This is a genomic window from Pseudarthrobacter sp. BRE9 (assembly GCF_031844305.1).
In the GTDB taxonomy this organism is placed as follows: domain Bacteria; phylum Actinomycetota; class Actinomycetes; order Actinomycetales; family Micrococcaceae; genus Arthrobacter.
Genome location: NZ_JAUZUY010000005.1, coordinates 169710 through 190415, shown reverse-complemented (window position 1 = coordinate 190415; position 20706 = coordinate 169710). Strand labels below are relative to the sequence as shown.

Annotated in this window: 7 protein-coding genes; 6 read left to right on the top strand and 1 reads right to left on the bottom strand. The window is 61.3% G+C overall.

The window, feature by feature from the left end; all coding sequences use genetic code 11:
• Positions 1-241 precede the first annotated feature (241 nt).
• The 6 genes from pglW to Q9R31_RS11900 all read left to right on the top strand — a co-directional run bounded on the left by pglW (position 242) and on the right by Q9R31_RS11900 (position 18075).
• Positions 242-4444: a BREX system serine/threonine kinase PglW gene (pglW, locus tag Q9R31_RS11925; RefSeq protein WP_311262939.1), complete on the top strand. Its 4203-nt coding sequence runs from the start codon at positions 242-244 to the stop codon at positions 4442-4444.
• Positions 4441-8031, top strand: a complete 3591-nt coding sequence (gene pglX, locus Q9R31_RS11920) for a BREX-2 system adenine-specific DNA-methyltransferase PglX (RefSeq protein WP_311262938.1) — start codon at positions 4441-4443, stop codon at positions 8029-8031. The genes pglW and pglX overlap by 4 nt, the downstream gene beginning before the upstream one ends.
• Before the next feature lie 64 nt (positions 8032-8095).
• The gene (locus Q9R31_RS11915; RefSeq protein ID WP_311262937.1) at positions 8096-11956 is read left to right on the top strand and encodes a DUF6079 family protein; all 3861 of its coding nucleotides are present in this window, start codon (positions 8096-8098) and stop codon (positions 11954-11956) included.
• Complete coding sequence (pglZ, locus tag Q9R31_RS11910) at positions 11953-14637, top strand: BREX-2 system phosphatase PglZ (protein WP_311262936.1); 2685 nt, start codon at positions 11953-11955, stop codon at positions 14635-14637. Before Q9R31_RS11915 ends, pglZ begins: the two co-directional genes overlap by 4 nt.
• Positions 14637-15971, top strand: coding sequence for a BREX system ATP-binding protein BrxD (gene brxD / locus Q9R31_RS11905; RefSeq protein WP_311262935.1), 1335 nt, complete (start codon positions 14637-14639; stop codon positions 15969-15971). Before pglZ ends, brxD begins: the two co-directional genes overlap by 1 nt.
• A 4-nt stretch (positions 15972-15975) precedes the next feature.
• The gene (locus Q9R31_RS11900) at positions 15976-18075 is read left to right on the top strand and encodes a DEAD/DEAH box helicase (RefSeq protein ID WP_311262934.1); all 2100 of its coding nucleotides are present in this window, start codon (positions 15976-15978) and stop codon (positions 18073-18075) included.
• 871 nt (positions 18076-18946) lie between these two features.
• Here Q9R31_RS11900 and Q9R31_RS11895 read toward each other — a convergent pair.
• Positions 18947-19903, bottom strand: a complete 957-nt coding sequence (locus Q9R31_RS11895) for an SMEK domain-containing protein (protein WP_311262933.1) — start codon at positions 19901-19903, stop codon at positions 18947-18949.
• Between the last annotated feature and the right edge of the window lie 803 nt (positions 19904-20706).

Genomic DNA, 20706 nt, shown 5'->3' with positions numbered 1-20706 from the left:
CTGCGCTGGTGCCTAACGTTTGCAATGGTGGCACTTCGCAACTACGAATCGTCCCCCTAGGACCTTATGACAAAGGGCTCCGCCCGCGGTGTGAAGTTGCGGCAATCTTGAGCAAATCCTTCGCCTGACGCCGTGTTCTTGACATCCCACGAGGACTTCTCATGGCTGATAACCGGAGCGTGGTGAAATGCCGCCACGATGCGCGATCTATGATGTTGGTGCAAGACACTGACTTGCAGCCATGGGACACGCAATATGGGGGAGTACCGATAATCCGATGAAGGCTGATTCGCCCCACTGGAAGGTAATGGGACCGCCTGCTACGCCGGAAGAGGCGGCCGCGCTCGAGGCTTTTCGCAAGGTCTTGCCGGACGATGGGCGTACCACTGCCTGGGTCAACCTGACCTTTATCGACACCAATAGCCGCACTGCGGAAATTGATGTTCTGTTGCTAACCCCGGTCGGTCTCTTCTGCGTGGAGCTCAAAGGCTGGCATGGAACCATCACCGGTAACTCCCAGCGCTGGTATCAGCCCGGGAAGACGCACCCCAACCCGTTCCTGGTAACTGATAGGAAGGGAAAGCGCCTCGCGTCGCTTCTCAAGTCCTATGCGCCGTCCCACGTGGAGCGGTCAGTTCCGTGGATCACAGCGCTCATTGTGCTTCACGGCGAGGGCTCCACGTTCGCGGTCGACGCCTCCGGCAGAGCAGGTGTTGTAAAGCTTGACGGATATAACGTAGCCTCCAGGCCTCCACTGCAACGGTTGAGCGAGTTCCTGGCGACGCCGCCGGAGAACCCGCGGGATCTCATCGACCCCCAGCGTGCTCAGATGGTGCGGCAGCTCTGCGACAGGGCGGATTTCCGTCCAACCCCTAAAACCCGGATGGTGGGCGATTACGCTGTCGCTGACTCGGATCCAGTAGCAGAAGGTGTCGACTGGCAGGACGTCGTCGTCACCCACCCGAACCTGTCCAAAATTAAGCAGCGGTTGCGCCTGTACGACGTACCTCCCAAAGCGTCCGCCCTGGAGCGCAAGCGCATCGAGCAGCTCGCCCAGAGAGAGTACCAACTTACCTTCGGCATCCGCCACGAGGGCATCGCAGTGCCGCATCAGTATTTGACAACCGATGATGGGCCGGCGCTTGTCTTCGAGTATCAAGAAGACGAACGTCCACTAGACGCCTACCTCGTCGACGAAGGCGCCGTCCTGACACTAGACGACCGCGTAGCGATGACCGAGCAACTCGGGAACATCCTCCGGTTCGCCCATAACCGTCATCTATTTCACCGCGCCTTGTCACCACAGCGGGTATGGGTGCGGCCATCACCGGACGGGCCCCGCCTTGAAGTACGGGACTGGTACTCCGCCCAGAAAAACAGCGAAACGGCCACTTCAACAAACTGGACCGTCATCAGCCGCGGTGTGACGGACCTGCTCGGCGTGGCAGGTGCTGTTGACCTGGTTTGGCTTGCGCCGGAAGCACGTCTTTCGGTGACTGACGTGCCTGGCACACCTCTGGACGTCTTCGGATTCGGTGCATTGGCGTTCTTGATCCTGACCGGCAAGGCGCCGGGTACGACTATTGTCGAGGTTCAAGAAATTCAGCAGCAGGCTGGGCGGTTCGATCCGCGTGCCGTCACCGCCGGGCTTCCGGACACCCTGGCCGAGGTTGTTGCGGAGTTGACCAATGTTGACGAAACTGTCCGGCCCTCGTCCTTGGAAGATGCGCTGGAACTTATCCGCATGGCATGGGACGAAGCGCGTCGGCCGGACACCCAAGCCCCGCCGGTCGAGGTCAAGGATCCGCTGGACGCACAGACTGCCGACATGATCGAGGGACGGTTCCTCGTGGTTAATCGCCGCGGTGAGGGGTCTTCCGGCCTTGCCCTTGCAGTACTGGATGACAACTCGGGCGACGACAAGGAGGTCATTCTCAAAATCGCCCGGGATGATGCGGCAGGTCGAAGGCTCGACGTCGAGGCTGCGGTACTCAAGGATCTTGAGCACCCGCGTGTCGTGCGGCTGACAGAGACGCTCGAGCTCGGGGGCCGCCGCGTCCTGCTCATGTCGGACGCCGGCAAGGAGACTTTGGCTACGCGTCTGGCCAAGGAAGGCCAGTCGACCCTGGAACAGCTGCAGCGCTGGGGAACTGACCTCCTGGAAGCCATGGCCTACCTCGTCGACGCCCAGGGCGTCTTCCACCGGGACATCAAGCCGGCGAATCTGGGCATCGCACCGGATCCCGCATACCGCAAGCCGCACCTGACCTTGTTCGACTTTTCGCTCGCCCGTGAGCCGCTGGATAACATCACCTCGGGCACCCCCGGGTATCTCGATCCCTATCTGGGCAAGGGACGCCGCACCCGCTACGACCGGGCAGCTGAGCTGTGGGCAGTGTCAGCGACGCTTTTTGAAATGGCGACCGGGGTGCTGCCTTGGTGGACCAGCGGGGCGAACACCCCTACCAGTCCAACTGACCCCCCAGTCGTAGAGCCGACGTCGTTCGATCCGGCTGTCGGTGCGCCTCTTGCCGAGCTGTTCCGCAAGGCGCTGTCGCCTGACGTAAAGGAGCGTTTCGGCAACGTCGAAGACCTGCTGCGCGCCTGGAGCGGCGTCTTCGCAAGCCTTGACCTGAACGAAGACGCCCTGCAAAAGGACGAGGAGCTGGCGTCCACGGCGACCCTTCAGACGCCGCTGGAGCAGTCGGGCCTTTCGGCCCAAGCACTCTCTGCGCTGCGCCGTCTAGACGGCGTGATCACTGTCGGTGATGTCCTCGGCGTCCACCCCGTCAAGATTAACGGCATCCGCGGCTTGGGTGAAACCTACCGCAAGGAAATCCAGCGACGCATCAAGCAGTGGCGTACCGCCTTGCGGCCTACCGAGTCTGCACCTGGGCTCAACGTGGCCCTTGGTGTCGACAGGGTAGTGGACAACCTCCTCGAGCGGCTTCCCGCCGCGGACAAGCCGCTCGCACAAGGACTGCTCGGCCTCGGCGACGGCTCCCTGTGGCCCACCGCTGCCGAGATCGCCAGCAGTTTCCAAACCACTCGCGAACGCGTTACAACCATGCTCGATGACGCTGTCGCCGAGTGGTCGAAGGACAAATCATTCCTCACGGCGTGCAGCGAGCTAAGTAATATTGTGGTAAACGCTGGGCACGTCATGACCGTGCCAGAAGCTGTCGCCGCGCTCCTGACTCTTCGTGGCTCCACCCTTGACGGCGCCCAACGATCGGCCTACGGAACTGCGCTCATCAGGGCGATCACCGAGCTCGACGCGCGAAACAGCCACCCGGTCTTCGTGCTACGCCGCCGTGCAGGCGCCAAGGTTGACCTGTTGGCGCTGAGCGAGGATGACGACGTCTCTGAGGACGGCCCGGCTGCCCCGCCTGCAGACTTGCTCACCGAGCTAGCCAGCGAGCTCGGCAGCAAAGCAGATGAACTTGTGGTTAGGGGCCTCGTCGTCGCCAGCACAGCGACTACTGAACTTCGCAGCGTGGTCGGTGACCTTGACGGCGCCGGCCAGTGGCAGGTGACCGACGCCCGCCTCCTGCGTTTGGCTGCGGCGGCGAGCCAGACGGCGGCTGTGTCGGGGTTCCACGAGCTTTACCCACGGGCAATGCCTGTCAAGGAGGCTTTGGAACATGCGATGCGCGGTAAGCCCGGCCGCTCGATCAGCCAAATGGCGGTGCAGCGTACGCTCAGTGCGCGGTTCCCCCATCTGACCGAACCGCTGCCGACTGCCAATCGGCTCACCGCGCTCATGCGCGAGCTCTACCCCGAGCTTGTGTATCAGAACGGGGTGTTCGAACCCAAGAGCACGGCGTTGTACAGCACCGGCACGGTATCAACGACTCAGTTTGCTGCTACACCCGCAGCCGAGATCTCCCGCAAGCTCGCGGAGTCGCTCCAAAGGCATGCAGCACTTACCCTGACAGTGGCACCCAAACGCTACGTTTTGGCTGAAAGGGTATTGGCCTCAAAGTTTGACATCGATGTGCTCGATATAGCCGAGCTCGTCGTTAGGGCTACCAAAGAGCAGATTGAAAAGGCCGGCGGTATCTGGAGTGGCCTGCTCACCTATGACGCTTTGGACCGTGACAGCAAGCAGTGGAAGGCGCTCGAGGGGGTCGTCCAAGGGGCCGTCCAACCTGAGTGGGAAGAACGGCTCAGTTCAGACCGCCCCCTTCTGCTGACGAACGCCGGGCCGCTGGTGCGCTACGGGATGACCTCGCTTCTTGCTACCGTGCTGGACACGGGCTCCAAGCGGCCGGCCGCCCGCTGGCTACTGGTTGCAAAGGCTGGTGACGCCCGCGCCCCGCTTCTGGAGGGCCGTTCAGTTCCGCTCGGCCCCAGCGGCTGGATAGACCTTCCGTCTGACCTGGCGCACCTCAACGACGATATGACCATTGACTTTTTGCAGCGTTCCGGAGACCTTTCATGATTGACTCTTCCGCCCTCCTTGCCGATCTCAAGGCCCAGCTGCGGGTGTTGCAGGCTGATTTGAAATCGCGGGCCGATGACCCAGGCACCGCGTGGGGAGCTGTTCTGCAGCGTGAGCATGCGGAGGCGTTGCGGCGTGAGCGTACCGGTCTGTCGTGGTCGGTGTGGCGGGACAACGAGGTTGATCAGGCGGCCGTGGCGTGGGTCCTTGCGACGACGTTTGTCCGGTTCTGTGAGGATAACGATCTGCTCATGGGTGCCGTCCTGGACGGCGTGCCGGTCCCGGTCAGCTGGATTGCCGGGCCCGGTGACCGTGTCCTCCGTGCCCGGGAGAACCAGACGGCGTATTTCCGGGTCAACAGAAGTCATCATGACCGTGACTGGCTGCAGCAGTCGTTCCGGGTGCTGGCTGCCCAGCCCGCCGGGGCAGCTCTCGTTGATCCCCGGCACAACCCGGTCTGGACTGCGGAGATCAGCGCCGAGGCCGCCAAGGGGCTCGTTGACTTCTGGCGCCGCACCCGCGCCGACGGCGCATTGGTGCATGACTTCACCGACCCTGACCTGGACACCCGTTTCCTGGGTGACCTGTACCAGGACCTGTCGGATCATGCAAAGAAAACCTACGCGCTGCTGCAGACGCCGGTGTTTGTTGAAGAATTCATCCTCGACCGCACCCTGACCCCTGCGATCGCCGAGTTCGGGGTCGACGGGCTCAAGGTCATTGACCCCACCTGCGGATCAGGCCACTTCCTGCTCGGAGCCTTCGAGCGCCTGAACGAACAGTGGGCTGCCGAGGCCCCGGGCCTGGACCCCAGGCAGCGGGTCCGCAAGGCGATGGACTCCATCCATGGCGTGGACCTGAACCCCTTCGCCGTCGCCATCGCCCGTTTCCGCCTGACGGTCGCGGGAATCCTGGCTGCAGGGGAGAAATCCCTGGTCGGGTTGGAGGAGTGGGGGTTCCATCTGGCGATCGGGGATTCGCTCCTCGGGGAGCAAGGCGTCACCAATGCCCTGTTCGGCGAGGACGCTTATGCCTACTCCACGGAGGACCTCGGCGAATACACCAACATCCTCAAACCCGGGCAGTACCACGTCGTCGTAGGGAACCCGCCCTACATCACGGTCAAAGACAGGGCGCTCAACCGAGCCTACCGTGCTGCCTACGCGACCACTCATCGCCAGTACGCGCTGACCGTGCCATTCATGGAGTTGTTCTTTCGTCTGGCGATTCGCGGTGAGCAAGGTCAGTCCGCCGGGTATGTAGGCCAGATCACTGGCAACGGTTTCATGAAACGAGAATTTGGCAAACTTCTTGTCGAGGATTTCTTCGGCGGCAGGAATATCAAGTTAGGGCAGGAGAACCCTGTAGACCTAGTAGAGGTAGTTGACTCATCTGGCGCCTACATCCCGGGGCACGGAACTCCGACCGTAATTTTGGTTGGCAGGCGCCGGCGCCCTGTGTCACCTACTGTCCGCGCGGTCTTGGGCGTACGTGGCGAGCCTGGCATACCAGCAAATCCCGCCAATGGACTTGTGTGGACCGAAATTGTGGCCCACGTGGGGGACCCAGGCTACGACGGAACCTTCGTGAGTGTAACGGATTTGGACCGGAGTGTGTTGTCAAAGCATCCGTGGTCCCTGGGAGGTGGTGGTGCAAGCGATTTGAAGCAATTGCTTGAGTCAAGCGCGTCTTCCCGGGTAAAGGACGTAGTGGCGGCAATGGGTTTGTCTGTAGTTTCGGGCGAGGATGAGTTTTACTTTCTCGGTGAACCGACGCGGCGACTTTCGGGTTCGATTAGTCCAGGAATGCGTGTGGTGCGAGGAGACGAGGTTCGGGACTACGCTACTGGTCTCGGTGAAGTTGTTATCTGGACGCAAGGGGACAACCTGAAGCCCTTGGCCTTCCGCAGTATTGGAAACACCAGCCAAAAACTGTTATGGATGTTTCGCGAGCACCTTTCCCGCCGCAAAAAGTTCGGAATTTCGATGCGGGAACGCGGACTTACATGGTGGGAGTGGCGCGAAGTCTACCCCGATAAAATTGGCAAGGATCATGTAATTATATTTCCTTTGGTTGCTACCCATAATCATTTTATGATTGATCGAACTGGGGCTCCCGTTCACCACTCGGCGACCGTGATTCAGCTGCCAGCAGATGCGAGTGAAGAACAGTTTCTCGGGATGTTCGGTTTGATGAACACATCCTCAGCGTGCTTCTGGCTCAAGCAGGTCAGCCACAGCAAAGGGGGTGACCAGGCCGAACCTTGGGGCTGGCGCTATGAATTTACAGGTACAAAGCTCAAAGAGTACCCACTGCCGGTTAGGCTGCCAGGCATTCGTGGGGGCGTGCTCGACGATCTGGCGCAACAGCGGGAGATGTTTTCTCCTTCCAGCGTAGTTGCAAGATGGGTTTCTGGAAGTGGGGAAGAAAGTCTCGCTGGGCTGATTGAGCAGTCCGAGCGCCGGTGGGTCCACACCGTTCAAAGAATGGTTTTCGAGCAGGAAGAGTTGGACTGGGAAACATACGCTCTCTACGAACTTGTTGATGAACCAATGACTTACACTGGTTCATCGATCGAGGATCTCCAGAGCGGGCAGCGCGCGTTCGAAATCGCGCTTGCTCGACGCATCGATGGTGGCGAAGAGGAATCAGCTTGGTTTGAGAGGCACGGTTCGAAGCAGCTGCATAACGTGCCTGCAGACTGGCCTGAGGACTACCGAGTTACCGTGGAGAAGCGGCTAGCTGTCCTAGAGTCAGACTGGAAGATTCGCATGCTTGAACGTCCCGAGTACAAGCGCCGTTGGGTGGTTGCCTCTTGGGATGAGCAGCTGCGAGATTCACTGCACGCAGCGATACTCGACCGTCTTGAAGATGCAGATTTGTGGCGCGACCACCAGGGAACTACCACCCGCTCGGTGGCCCAGCTTGCGGACATGCTTCGTCATGATCAGTTCTTGCTCGATTTAGCACGAGAGTTGACGAGCAGTCAAGAACCAGATCTCGTGGCGGTATTTGGATCTTTGGCGAGCACCGAAGCGGTCCCCTATTTGGCGGCGTACAGGTACAAGCCCTCAGGCCTGGAGAAATTCCGCGAATGGCAAACGGTTTGGGATCTGCAGCGGCGCGAAGACGCAGGGGACAGGGTCACAATTCAGATTCCAGACAAGTACTCGTCGTTGGACTTCCAGAGGGTTGAGTACTGGAAGGCCCGAGGCAAGCTCGACGTGCCCAAGGAGCGTTTTGTCCTGTACCCAGGCGTCCGACGCGAAGGAGACAACAGTCCTGTGCTCGGCTGGGCCGGCTGGAGCCACCGTGATCAGGCGGTCGCCCTGGTGCGCGAGGTCATGGATCAGCAGGCCCTCGGTGCGTCGAACGAAGCCCTCGTACCCATGGTGGCCGGGCTCGTCGAGCTGGAGCCGTGGCTGCACCAGTGGCACACCGAGCTCGAGCCAGAGTTCGGGTCCAGCGCGGCGCAAGCAGTTACTAGCCAGATCGACCAGCTCCTGGCACAACTGCGAATGACCCGCGCCGATGTAAACGCGTGGCGACCGCCGACGGCGGCACGCGGGCGGCGTCGCAGCACCTGATGAACCTTGGATTCACAGCCCGTAGTAGACGAGAAAAGTATCTGATGAACGGAAATCTTGACCGATGAGCACTCCAACTGCAGCCGTCTTGACGATGATGCTGCGTGACGCGATCCACGTCCCCGAGGCAGTTCATGACGATGACTTCGTCATGCGCATCCACGAGGGCGTGCCTGCCGCCGAGCAAACCCTCAAGGACTACGTCGTCACAGAGAAAATCGCCGAGGCGTTCGGAGAGGGCTTGACCCTCGTAAAGTCCGCGCTTACCCGGGGCAACGCCAAGGGGGCGTTTATCCATGGCTCGTTCGGTGCCGGTAAGTCCCACTACATGGCCGTGATGCACTTGCTCCTAAGTGGAAACCCGCAAGCGCGGGCGCTGCAGGGGTTGCAACAAATCGTGGCCGAACACACGGACGTCCTGGCAAGGAAGTTCCTCGCGGTCGACTATCACCTCATCGGGGCCAATTCCTTTGAGGGTGCTCTGTTCTCTGGGTACATCAACACTGTCAAGGCTAAACACCCCACGGCGGCCGTGCCTGTGCTGCACCAGAGCGACCTGCTGTTTCAGAACGCCCAGGCGCTCCGGGCGCAGATGGGCGACGAGCTGTTCTTTTCGAAGTTTGCTTCGGACGTCGACCCGGTGCTGGGCTCCCTGAGCGGGGCAGGACTGACCGCAGCGGAGCTCGACGCGGCTGCCGATGGCACCGCGAGTGAGCGTGACCGGCAGGCGGTGGCGGCCACGTTGGTAGAAACTTATTTCGAGGCCTACACCTCCACCTCGGCCTGGCTTCCAATCGACCAGGGGCTTCGGATCATGACGGAGCACGCAAAGGGGCTCGGATATGACGGCTTAGTGCTGTTTCTTGATGAGCTGGTGTTGTGGCTCGCCAACCACCTGCGCGACTCGGCGTTCATCCAAAACGAGACCTCCAAGGTAGCCAAGCTCGTCGAGACCGGTTCGGGGCAGATGGCGATCCCGATGATTTCTTTCGTCGCGCGGCAGCGGGCGCTGAAGGAGTTCCTCGGCGGCGGCAATGTCGGCGCAGAGCAAGTCGCTTTGGAGGACTCGTTTCAGTGGTGGGAAGACCGATTCGACAAAATCACTCTTGCCGCCGCTGACCTTCCAGAAATTGTTAACAAACGCCTGCTGTCGCCGGCGTCCGAGAGCGGGAAAGTGTCACTTGCCGCTGCCGTTGCCCGCGTCCGGGCAAATCCCACAGACTGGAAGCACCTGCTGACGGATTCAGTCGGCTCGGGAGCCGTCGACTTCGAAAAGGTGTACCCGTTTTCCCCGGCGCTGGTGGACGCGATGGTGGCGCTGTCGGCAATCATGCAGCGCGAACGCACCGCGCTGAAGATCATGAGCGAGCTGCTGTACCGCGGGCGTGACGAGCTCACCGTCGGAGACGTAATTCCGGTCGGCGACCTGTTCGACGCCGTCGTGCTCGGTGACGCCAAGCCGCTGACCGACGATATGGTAAAGGTCTTTGAGGCGGCGTCATCCTTCTACCGTGGCAAGATGCGCCCATACCTGGTGGATAAGCACCAAGTCAACGACGCGGACGCCCGCAGCCTCGACCGCAACCACCCGTTCCGCCGCGAGGACCGCCTTGCGAAGACCCTCCTTGTGGCGGCCATCGCCCCAGGGGCCACGTCGCTGAAGGACCTAACGGCTTCCAAGCTCGCTGCGCTCAACTTTGGCAGCGTTGTGTCAATGTTCGGGGGCAACGTGTCCGGGCAGGTCGTGACCCTGGCCACGGAGTGGCAAGCCAAATTTTCGGAAATTACGGTCGGCTCAACTGCGGACCCGGTGATCAGCCTTCAGCTGACGGGGGTGGACTTTGACGCGATCCTCGCGCATGTCACGCAGGAGGACTCCCACGCGAACCGCCGTCGACTTATCCGTGACACGGTAATGACTGAAATCAATGCCGTTACCACGGGCTCGTACGCGGGCGAGTACGCGCTTGACCACATATGGCGAGGCCAGAAACGTACGGTCGATGTCGTTTTCGGGAACGTCCGGGACAAGGCCGCGCTCCCTGTCGAGGCGCTCAAGGCGTCGGACGGGCGATGGAAGCTCGTGATCGACTTCCCCTTCGACGACATGGATGACCGCGGCCCGTCGGATGATGTCGAGCGTATTTACACACTCCGACAGGACGGCATTGTCAGCGACACGATTGGGTGGATTCCGCATTTCCTGACGGCGCAGCGGATGGAGGACGTGGGGAAACTCGTCCAGCTCGAGTACTTGCTGACCGGTGACCGGTTCGACCAGTACGCCGCAAACCTGCCGGTTGGCGACCGGGAGCCGGCCCGCCGGCTTCTGACGAATCAGCGCGACTCGCTACGGAGTCAGCTTGCTGCGTTGCTGCGCCAGGCCTACGGAGTGGACGCCAGAAATGAGGAGAACCTTGGGACCTTCGTTTCTGGACCCAACTTCGTCACCCTTGCTGATGGGTTCACACCAACCCAACCGTCAGTAGCGACCTTGCGTGATGCCGTGACAGGCGTGCTCGGCTCGGCATTGACCGCCCGATACCCTAAGCACCCCGAGATCGAGCGTGGCATGGAGGAGGTCCGCAGAGCTGAGCTGAACGCCGTCCTGGAACTGGCACGGAGGGCCGTGGACGCCGGAGGTCGATTGGCCAATGTTGACCGGGCTGTCGGAACCCGCGTGCGCCGTGTAGTGACAGCTTACGGTGTAGGCGCACTGCGCGAGAGCACCTACGCACTTGATGCACAGCACTTTGCGTTCTTTGACGAGTTCACCCGCGCTGCGGGCACTGGCGATGTGACCGTCGGCACTCTGCGCGGCGTACTGGCCGAGCGCGGTATGACGACGGATACCATGGACCTCCTGGTGCTGGCGTGGGCCAAGATCACCGACCGCGAGTGGCACCGCGCCGGTGCCCGCACAGCCGAGCCCGGCATCGGTGGACTCGCTGCGGAAATGCTGCTGCGTGAGCCCCTGCTGCCGTCGGAGGAGGAGTGGCAAATTGCAATCACTCGGGCTAAAACACTCTTCGGAGTGGGCGCAGACGAGTATCACCTTTCGACAGCAGCCTTGGAGCGCATGAGTGACGGGCTAGTGAGCAAGGTGCGTCCGGCGCTCCAGACTACGGAGAACGCGGCGACGGAGCTGAGAGCGCACTTTGAAATTCTCGGGCTAAACGAGACTGCGCCGCGATGGCAGAGCGTTACGCGCGCGCGGGACCTAATCGCTGTCCTTTCGGCCGCCAACGAACCGGTGGCAAGGATCGAAGCTATCGCCCAGTTCGATCTGCCCGCCGAGCCGCAGACCATTGCCAAATCAATCAGCTCGGCCGGTGACATAGTGGCAGCGATCCGTGGTGCGAACTGGGGGCTCATCGACAAGCTGTCGTCGCTGGGTGGCGAGCGCGCCGCCCAGGCGCTGGTTCAGCTGCGCGAGGTCGCATCGCAATCGGAGCTGCATGCCCCGCTTAAACCGGCCCTTGACGCTGCAGCGCACGCAGCGACCGAGGCTCTGCTTGAGGACCCCGACGAAATTGAGCGGCGAGCACGGGAGGAAGCAGAGCGGCGCCGTCGGGAGGAAGTAGAACGGCATGCTCGAGAGGAAGTTCAAAGGCAGCGGGATGAGGCTGACCGCAAAGCGGCTGCAGAGCGCGCAGTTCGTGAGGCAAAGTTGCAGCAGGAGCAAGAGTCTCTCGATGCCCAGCGTCGGGAGCAGGAGGAGCGAGAGACCGAGATAAACCGGAAACTCGCCGAGCTCAACCGAATCCGTCTTGAGGAAGAGGAACGCGAACGGCAGCGGCTCACCGAAAAAAGTCAGGTTGTCGTGCGAGTCGTTGAGGTACAAGAAATCGGGCAGAAGATCAACGAGGAGTTGGCCAATCCGGTTGCGGGCAAGAAACTACGGGTGAGCTGGCGATGGGAGTGATCGGCGTCACAAGCGAAGCGACCCGCGCCGTCGCCGTTTCTGAGGCCCTTGTGCGGTCGCGTGCTGCCGAGCTCGTCGCCAAGGGTGGTGACGCGCGGGTGCTTGTGATGCGTGCTCAGCCGCGCTGGCATGGCGGAACCTTGACCGTCGATGGCCAAAGCGTCCGGGTCATCGAGGGAATCTCCCAGCTCGCTATTCTTGACGCTTACGCCGCACAGGCCGACGACGAGTACCTCATAGTGCTCACCGACCGACCGCGTACCGACCTCGGCGACACGGTGCTGACCCGAGCCTACCGGCAGCAAATCGAAGACCCCGATGAGTGGGGGAGCATTCCAGCGCTGTTCGGTGGAGCGCGTGAAGTCAGCCGCGAGCTGCGGCGGCTGGAATGGGCGGCTACAGCTCTGCTAGACCACCAGCCTGTTGGAGGGTGGTCGCCGTCACCTGATCTGGCCGTGACGGCCGAGCACGCCATCGGCGGACTGCTCGCGCATGTGCTGGAGATGGGAGCAGGTGACCTCGACGGGGTTGTCATCCTCAGCGCGTTGAGCGGCGAGTCCCGGGCATCCTGGGCTGCTGTGGATCAGAATCTTCAGGGCCACCTGATCGAGTGGGCTGAGCAGGAGTACGGCATCGCGGCCGGGTTCGCGCTGCGCACCGCCGCAGCGCCTTCCGGGCTCGTTAAGCCCCTCGCACTTGGGCTGGCGATCGATGTGCTGTGGCCTCACCCCGCCGGTGATCTGACCGAGGAACAGGTTGCAGCCCGCACCCGGCTGCTCGAGCGGTACGTGGGCGGCCGATCCATTACCCCGCTGCAGGCACGGGAGATTGCCAACACTTCAGCTTCTGCTGTTCTGCGCCTGTCGCGAGAGGGCGACCCTGAAGGGAGGTTGGGAGTGGTCCTTGACCAGGCCGAGGCCCTGCTGCGTGAAAATCTTGGCTGGAATGGCGGGGCCGACCGCTCCGCGATCCTGCGACCGGGATTCACAAGTCGGTTACGGGCGCTTGGCAAGGCACTCGACGACAGTTCCGGTGCTGAGGAAGCGTTGGCGGCGGTACTTGACCACCGTGAGGCCACCCTAGCCGGTCAGGATCTTGCGCCGCGGATGGCCGTGCGGCTCTCCCGCTGGTTGGCATCGCCGGAGTCCGAACTACACAGTCTCGCGGCAGATTTGCAGCGGCAGCTCGATGATGGAGCATGGGTCGACTCCGCGCTCGGCGTTTTGTGGAGCGGCTCGTCAGATGCCGAGGTGGGTGCCGCTTACGGGAGACTGATTGAGCGGGTCCGCGCCCGGCGCAACAGGCGTGATGAGCTAGCCGCGGCACACTTGGTCGACTCGCCCGCCGAGCATGCCATAGCGGAACTGTTGCCCGATGGGCCAGCGCTCGGACTTGAAAATGTTCTTCGCGCTGTCGTTGGTCCCTGGAAGTCCCACGGCGGCGTGCTTCTAGTGGTCTTGGACGGGATGAGCGGCGCAGTGGCCATCGACCTCGCCACCGAGGTGGGTCGCTCACGGCTTGTGGAATGGGTGCCTGCATCCAAGCGTCGCCTCGCTGCGGTGGCCGCACTGCCATCGATGACGGGGATCTCGCGCACAAGCCTGTTGTGCGGCGAAATTCGTAACGGAAACTCGGCAACGGAGAAGGCCGGCATCGCAATGGCGTTCCCCGGCGCCAAAATGTTCCACAAGGGCGAGCTACGCGCCGCAGGGGGATCCCAACTTGCGGAGGGTGTCGCATCGGCGATCGCCGACTCAAGCGTCCCTGTGGTCGGTGTGGTCATCAATGCGATTGACGACGCGACGCATAAGAACGACACAGCCGGCCGGGCCTGGGCGATGGTTGACCTGGAACCGTTGCGGGCGCTGCTGAATGCCGCATCAATCGCCGGACGCGCCGTAGTGCTCACTTCCGACCATGGCCACGTTGTGGAGCGGCGGACCGAAATGCTTCCCACTGTCGCGGGGGGTGACGCTCGTTGGCGACCCGCAGCCTCAGGTCCGCCTCAAAGTGGCGAGGTGCTGGTCAGGGGACCGCGTGTTGCGCTCGACGCCGGCGAAGCAGTACTGCTGTGGCGTGATGACGCCCGATACGGGCCTGCCAGTGCCGGCTACCATGGCGGTGCGTCACTAGCGGAGCTGACCGTGCCAGTGCTGGTGTACCAGCGCTCGCTGGCGCAGGCCGCGCCAGACGGCTGGGAGCCAGCACCACCTCAGGCACCGACGTGGTGGAATGATCCGGTCGTGGAAACATTGCCAGCGCCTACGGCCGCTCCGGCGAAGAAGTCCCGCAAAAAGCCTGCGGTTAAGGAGGCCGCGTCACCGTTATTCGAATTCGACGAGCCGAAACCTCCAGCGGCGGCGACAACGGACGACCTCGTTACCCGAGTACTAGCCTCGAGGGTTTATACGGCTCAAATGGGGCTTGCCGGGCGTGCAGCCGCCGGAGCTAGACCGCTCGTGGAGGCGGTGCTGCGCACTCTTATTGACCGCAATGGGAGAGCGCACCAGGACACAGTGGCGTCGGCCGCCGGGCTGCCATACGCCTCAATAGGACAAGGGCTCGCCGTGGTCAAACGTCTGTTGAACGTCGAGGGCTATGACATTCTGTCCTACGACAGCGACGGTGAAACGCTGCGGCTCGACGTCGATCTGCTCAGGGACCAGTTCGGAGTGGCGTGATGACGGATGTTGCTATCAGTCCCCGGCGGCGTCGGGAAATCATAGACGCACTGCGCCGCGGCACCGTGCCCCAACAAGGGCTTGAGGTCATGGCCGTAGGGCTCGGCAGTTTCCGGCCGGCCATTGACGAAGAGCTGAGTGCAGTCAAGCAAGGTGCAGCGCAGTTTAAAGCGGTGCGCGGTGAATACGGCTCGGGTAAGACGTTCTTCTCCCGCTGGCTCACCGAGCTAGCCAAGAAGATGAACTTCGCTACTGCCGAGATACAAATTTCAGACACCGAGACCCCGCTGTACAAGCTGGAAAAGGTGTACCGACGCGTCGTCGAAAACCTTTCGACGCCGACTGTCGCAGGCGGAGCCTTTGGCGATGTCGTCGATGGTTGGCTATACGTGCTCGGGCAGGATGTTCAAGCCGCCGGCAAGACGGACACTGCTGACCTCGAGGGCCGAACTGACGAGTTGCTCGAAAAGCGCCTCGCAGCGGTGTCGAAGGAAGCGCCTGCGTTCGCCATGGCGCTGCGTGCCTACCGTCAGATGAGTGCCGCAGGGAAAAACGTCGAGGCGGATGCTCTTCTGGCTTGGCTTGGGGGGCAGCCCCATGTCTCTGCCAGTGCCCGCCGGGCCGCTGGCGTCCGAGGTGAGCTCGACCATTTTGGGGCGCTCGGGTTCCTTCAAGGGCTCCTGACTGTACTGCGTGACTCGGACTACGCCGGGCTCGTTCTCGTCCTGGATGAAGTCGAGACACTGCAAAGGATGCGGTCCGATGTCCGGGAGAAGTCACTCAACGCGCTGCGCCAGCTGATGGACGAAGTTGACAGTGGACGCTACCCGGGCCTGTACCTCCTTATGACGGGCACTCCCGCTTTCTACGACGGGCAACAGGGAGTCCAGCGGCTGGCTCCACTCGCCCAGCGGCTGCAGACGGACTTCGCAACCGACGCACGATTCGACAACCCGCGGGCAGCACAGATCCGACTGCAAGGGTTCACACCGGACTCTTTGGTGGAGCTCGGCAGCCGGGTTCGTGATATCTACGCCGTGGGAACCGGGTCGTTCGACCGTATTCACTCCGTGGTCGACGACGCTTACGTTGCTGACCTTGCACGTGCAGTAGCTGGGGAATTGGGCGGCCGGACCGGTGTGGCCCCTCGTGTGTTCCTCAAGAAGCTGGTTGCTGATGTCCTCGACCGCGTCGATCAGTTCCCCGATTTTGACCCGCGCCATCACTACGAGCTCACTCTTAGCGTCTCCGAACTCACCGATGTGGAGCGGGAGGCCCAGACACGCGGGGATCTGAGGGCTGCGTCGGTCGACGATATCGACCTGGGCCTCTAGCGACATGGCGGGCGACTCTGGTCTCGACGAGGCTATTGAATACCATGTCGTCAACTCTTTGGGGTGGTCCAACCTGCGCCCCCTTCAGGCGGCCTCAGTCGAGCCCGTCCGCTCGGGCGCCGACTGCGTGCTCATCGCGCCCACGGCCGGAGGCAAGACTGAAGCCGCCATCTTCCCCTTGTTCTCCTCGATGGTTCAAAAGCAATGGAGCGGCCTGTCCGTCCTCTATGTGACCCCGCTCCGAGCGCTGCTAAATAACCTGCACCCACGCATCACCAAGTACGGTGACTGGCTCGGGCGCCGAGTGGGGCTCTGGCACGGCGACGTCGGCGACACCGCGCGGCGGCGCATCCTCGCTGACCCGCCCGACATTCTTTTGACCACGCCAGAGTCGCTTGAAGCGATGCTCGTCTCGCGACGGGTTGACCACGACGGGTTGTTTTCCGGACTGCAAGCCATAGTCGTCGACGAACTGCACTCATTCGCGGCCTCTGACCGTGGATGGCACCTGCTGGGGGTTCTGGCTCGCCTGGAACGGATAGCAGGACGGCCAATCCAGCGCGTCGGTCTTTCAGCAACGGTCGGCAATCCCCAAGAGATTGGGCGCTGGTTACAAGGGGAAGAGACGGCAGTCGCGCCTGGGGAACGGGAGCTTCGCGTGGTCTTCGAGGAGACCGCGGCATCTGCACCAGAGCCTGAAGTGCTGCTCGACTACGTCGGCTCGGTGGCTAACGCAGCGAAGATCATCACTGCACTCCATCGTGGGGAGAAGCGACTTGTCTTTTGCGAATCGCGCCGCGTCAGCGAGCAGCTTGCCTTCGAGCTCCGCTCGCTGGGTGTGGCGACCTTTGTATCCCACTCGTCTCTTTCTGCCGAAGAAAGACGGAGGTCAGAGCAAGCGTTCGCAGAGGCTCAGAACACCGTCATTGTCGCTACTTCCACGCTCGAGCTGGGCATTGACATTGGAGATCTGGACCGCGTCATCCAGGTCGACGCACCCCGAACAGTAGCGTCCTTCCTTCAAAGACTGGGGCGAACGGGACGGCGCCCCGGGTCGAGGCGAAACACATTGTTCCTAGCCACCAGCCCGGACGCGTTCCTCGAGGCCGCAGGGCTTCTGCTGTCGTGGAAACGTGGCTTCGTTGAGCCCATCACGCCGCCACCCCACCCGCGGCACCTCACCGCGCAACAGCTGCTTGCGCTTGCGCTACAGGAAGGTGCCTACGGAGCCAACACCTGGCGGGAATGGTGGGGAACCCTGGAACTGATGGACGACGGCGAAGAAGTACTTAAGTACTTGTGCGACGAAGACTTGCTCATAGAGGACGGCGGACTGTTGATGATCGGGCCGGCCGCCGAGAAGGCGTTCGGCCGCCGACACTTTATGGACCTGCTCAGCTCATTCAAGGCCGAGAAAGAATTGCGTGTCGTCAGCGGGAACAAGGAACTTGGCTTTATATCACCACTCGCGTTGCCACGAGAAGGCTCCGAGAAGCTCGACGCCAAGCCCATCCTCATGAATGGGCGGGCTTGGCGTGTCGAGCACGTGAACTGGGAACGGTTCGAAGTCGTTGTCAGTCCGTCGACCTACAAGGGCGACGTCCGGTGGCATAGCGACGCTATCGCGCTGTCATTTCAGATGATGCGAGCGCAACGCGATGTGGTACTTGGCGAGACTCCAGAAGTGCCGCTGTCACGGCGAGCAACCGAGCGGCTGAACCTCGTCCGCGAGGCGCGGGCAGATCAGGTCTCAAGAGGCGAGCTCGTGGTTGAACAGTCGGGTCAGGACGTCCATTTCTGGACTTGGGCGGGACTCAAGGCGAACGAGACGCTACGTGCTGGCCTTGGAGGAGCGGAGGGACAGTCGTACAACGACGTCATGATACTCCGCGGGGCGGGGACCCTGACCCGGCTAGCAGAGATCTCCTTCGACGACGTAGTCCCACGAATCCCGGTTGAGATGGTCGAGACCCTGAAGTTTTCGGCAGCGCTGCCAAAATCGACCGCAATTAGGACGCTCTCTGAGCGGTTCGCGGACAGGGCAGGTGCAGCAGCCGTTGCGGGAGAGAATCTGACACACTCGACTGACCGACAAAAACGCTGACAGTAACCCGCACGCACCCATCCTGCGCGTTTCAAATGTCCCGGCCGCTGGCCGGCATCCCGTCATGGCACCATGGAAATTGTCCTTCACGGCCGCAAAGACTTAGATAGCTGGCTCCGGCTCACAGTCCTATGAGGTGATGAACCTGTTGTGACCAGGATGTTCCCAACTGAAGCGGATCAGAGTTTGTCTATCCAGGTGTCTTCTTCTCTGAGGTCCCACGCGGAAGCGCCTTCCGGACGAGGTTTCGCGTCTGCGACCTCTTTTATCCGCTTCAGAACGCGATGAGCTTCGGCTGCAGTTAGTTCCCTAAGTGCACCAACAGGGCGCACTACGCAGCTCTGCACGATCTCCTTCCGCCGGTCCTGGCTTTCTATTCGAGAGGCTGCGAATGCTTCGCGAATCGCAACGACCTGATGGTCTTGGATCGGCGGCTCAACTGCTCGGGTTGTCGCTTCAGGTGACTCGAGGTTGAAAAGAGCGTCATTCACAACGACGAGCGTACAGGCCCAGACTGAGTGAGTGGCGCCTTTCAGGACAAAACTCCCGGGTCGACGGCCGAAATCCGTCGATCAGAAGGACTTATGCACTGGGCTCCTAGAGGACCATGTTACCTCGCGCGAGTCGTCGCTCAATGCGGCAGGCTTTGCGGTTCCAATTACAGAGAGACCTCACTGCTAAAGGTCGCTCTTCTTCCATTCTGCATACGAGAAAGGGCCCGTTCGAGATGCAACTGGAAATGGCTCCGTTTCTGCATGCCATGATCGTCCGGAACATGGCGCGGGTTATGCTATTCGCGGCCGTGTGCGACTGGTCCTCACCCGTTTGGCCGGCCTGTTCTACCTCGAACGTGGGTGCTTACGTGATCTCGCTACCCAACAAATTGGGTCGGAGGAAAAGGCGGCGAAATTTTGTGCGTCTTGGCAAAATCATTTACCAACAATCGCAATTTGGATCGTTCGGAGTCAATCAGCTGTGATTGATTCTCATCGAGAATTGCAGCTTTAGGATCAGCTTTGCTTATGGCGACTTGAACGGCATTCAACTGCTTTAGAATATCCTTCAAATCCCGCCTGGTCGGCGGGTCAAAGCTTGGCAACGGTATAGTCCAACCCAGCACCGGTGGGATGCTTGCATCATCTTCGCGCTTCACGCCCGAGTTGATCAGCAGCGCTACAGCGTCCAGCGCGGACATGCACCTCGTCCAGCTGATCTCGTGGCGGGAGTACTGGTAGATCGCTGGGCGGTCCATGAACTCTACAATTCGCTCTAGACTTTCCCTTACGTCGGGCGCAGAAGTGATTTTGCATCCGGTAATTTCAAGCAGACTACGTTCAATTCGTTCAAGCCTTGCGGCATCTAAGTTCTCGAGCGTCAGGTGACTACGAAATGACCCGATGACGACGTCTGAGTCGACGTTTTTCCAAGTGGGGGGATCAGTTCGGGAACTCAGCCGAAGACCAAGGATCCATAACTCCCTGGTTCCCTCAAGTAAGCCGCCCTTTTTTGTCAGCTCGCGAAATTTTTTAATCGTTTTTTTCACTTTGGCCGCGTTTAGATCCAAGGTGATTTGAACTCCCAGACTGCGGTCGACCGTCAGCAGATCCACGGCTGGTGCGTTGGTATTAAAACAGTTCTCGTTTCTGAGATCCAAGCCTCGGGATACGTTGAACAAGCCGCAACCCAAGCGCTCGAGCTCGGACGAGACGTAGGCCGACTCCCTAGCTTGGGCGGACATCTGATCACCCGCGAGGCTAAGCAGCCGAAGAATAGAGCGGTGGTAGTCACCGGAAGTAGGGGCGCCGGAGGAAACGAGTTGTTGAGTCACGGCTTGAGAGTACGCGCACACCATCAGGAAAGCTGGCTCAACACGGCGGGACATTTCTGGTTGAGCAAATTTTGTGGCTAGTCGTATATGAGTAATGTTCTGCTGTCTCACTCTGTGGAGATTGTCTGGCCCATCTTCAAGCCAACTCGGAGCCGGTGACCATGGACCACCACGTCGTCCGGGGAGTAGCAGCGTCCTTCCGTAGGACGCCATGGCGCCGCCGTAGATGCGGGCCAGGCTCAAGCCCCGGAGGACGCCCGGAACGCCAAGTACCGCGGATCCCTGCTGCCGACGAAGCGGGGTGTTTCCACGGTCTCAACATCCCCGGCCACAATATCCGTGGACAGCCAGCGCGTGATCAACTTGGCCTCCCCGCTGGCGCGCGCGGCCGACCCAAAGCCAGGTCCAGCTGGTTCCGCAGCAGCTGCACGGCCAGTGCATTGGGGCTCAAGAAAATCCATGAGAAACAACTGTTTGAAGGAGTACGGAAGGACCGCGGGCCGCCACGATCTGCTGAAGCGGCGGTGGCTCACCTACGAGGTGGACCCGCAGTTGCAGTTCGACTATCCCGCGATGGCAGATACGTCCCTTCCGGCTACTTTGGCTATGCTCAGGGCCATGCGCGCCGCCGACCACGAGAGAACAGCAGGTAACCCGCGCGAGTACAAGCTCGCGGTGGACAGGTTTTTCCCAGGCTTTGGCGGCGGCGGAAGCAGCAGCGGGAGTGCCCTGACCCCGGGGCCGTATATGGGGTGTACCTGGCGAGCGGCGTGGGAGGCTAAGCGAGAAGTTTGCGGTGAACG

Coding starts and splice junctions, on each gene's coding strand:
- Q9R31_RS11900 (WP_311262934.1), top strand. CDS start 15,976: ATGGCGGGCGACTCTGGTCTCGACGAGGCTATTGAATACCATGTCGTC.
- Q9R31_RS11915 (WP_311262937.1), top strand. CDS start 8,096: ATGAGCACTCCAACTGCAGCCGTCTTGACGATGATGCTGCGTGACGCG.
- pglW (WP_311262939.1), top strand. CDS start 242: ATGGGACACGCAATATGGGGGAGTACCGATAATCCGATGAAGGCTGAT.
- pglX (WP_311262938.1), top strand. CDS start 4,441: ATGATTGACTCTTCCGCCCTCCTTGCCGATCTCAAGGCCCAGCTGCGG.
- brxD (WP_311262935.1), top strand. CDS start 14,637: ATGACGGATGTTGCTATCAGTCCCCGGCGGCGTCGGGAAATCATAGAC.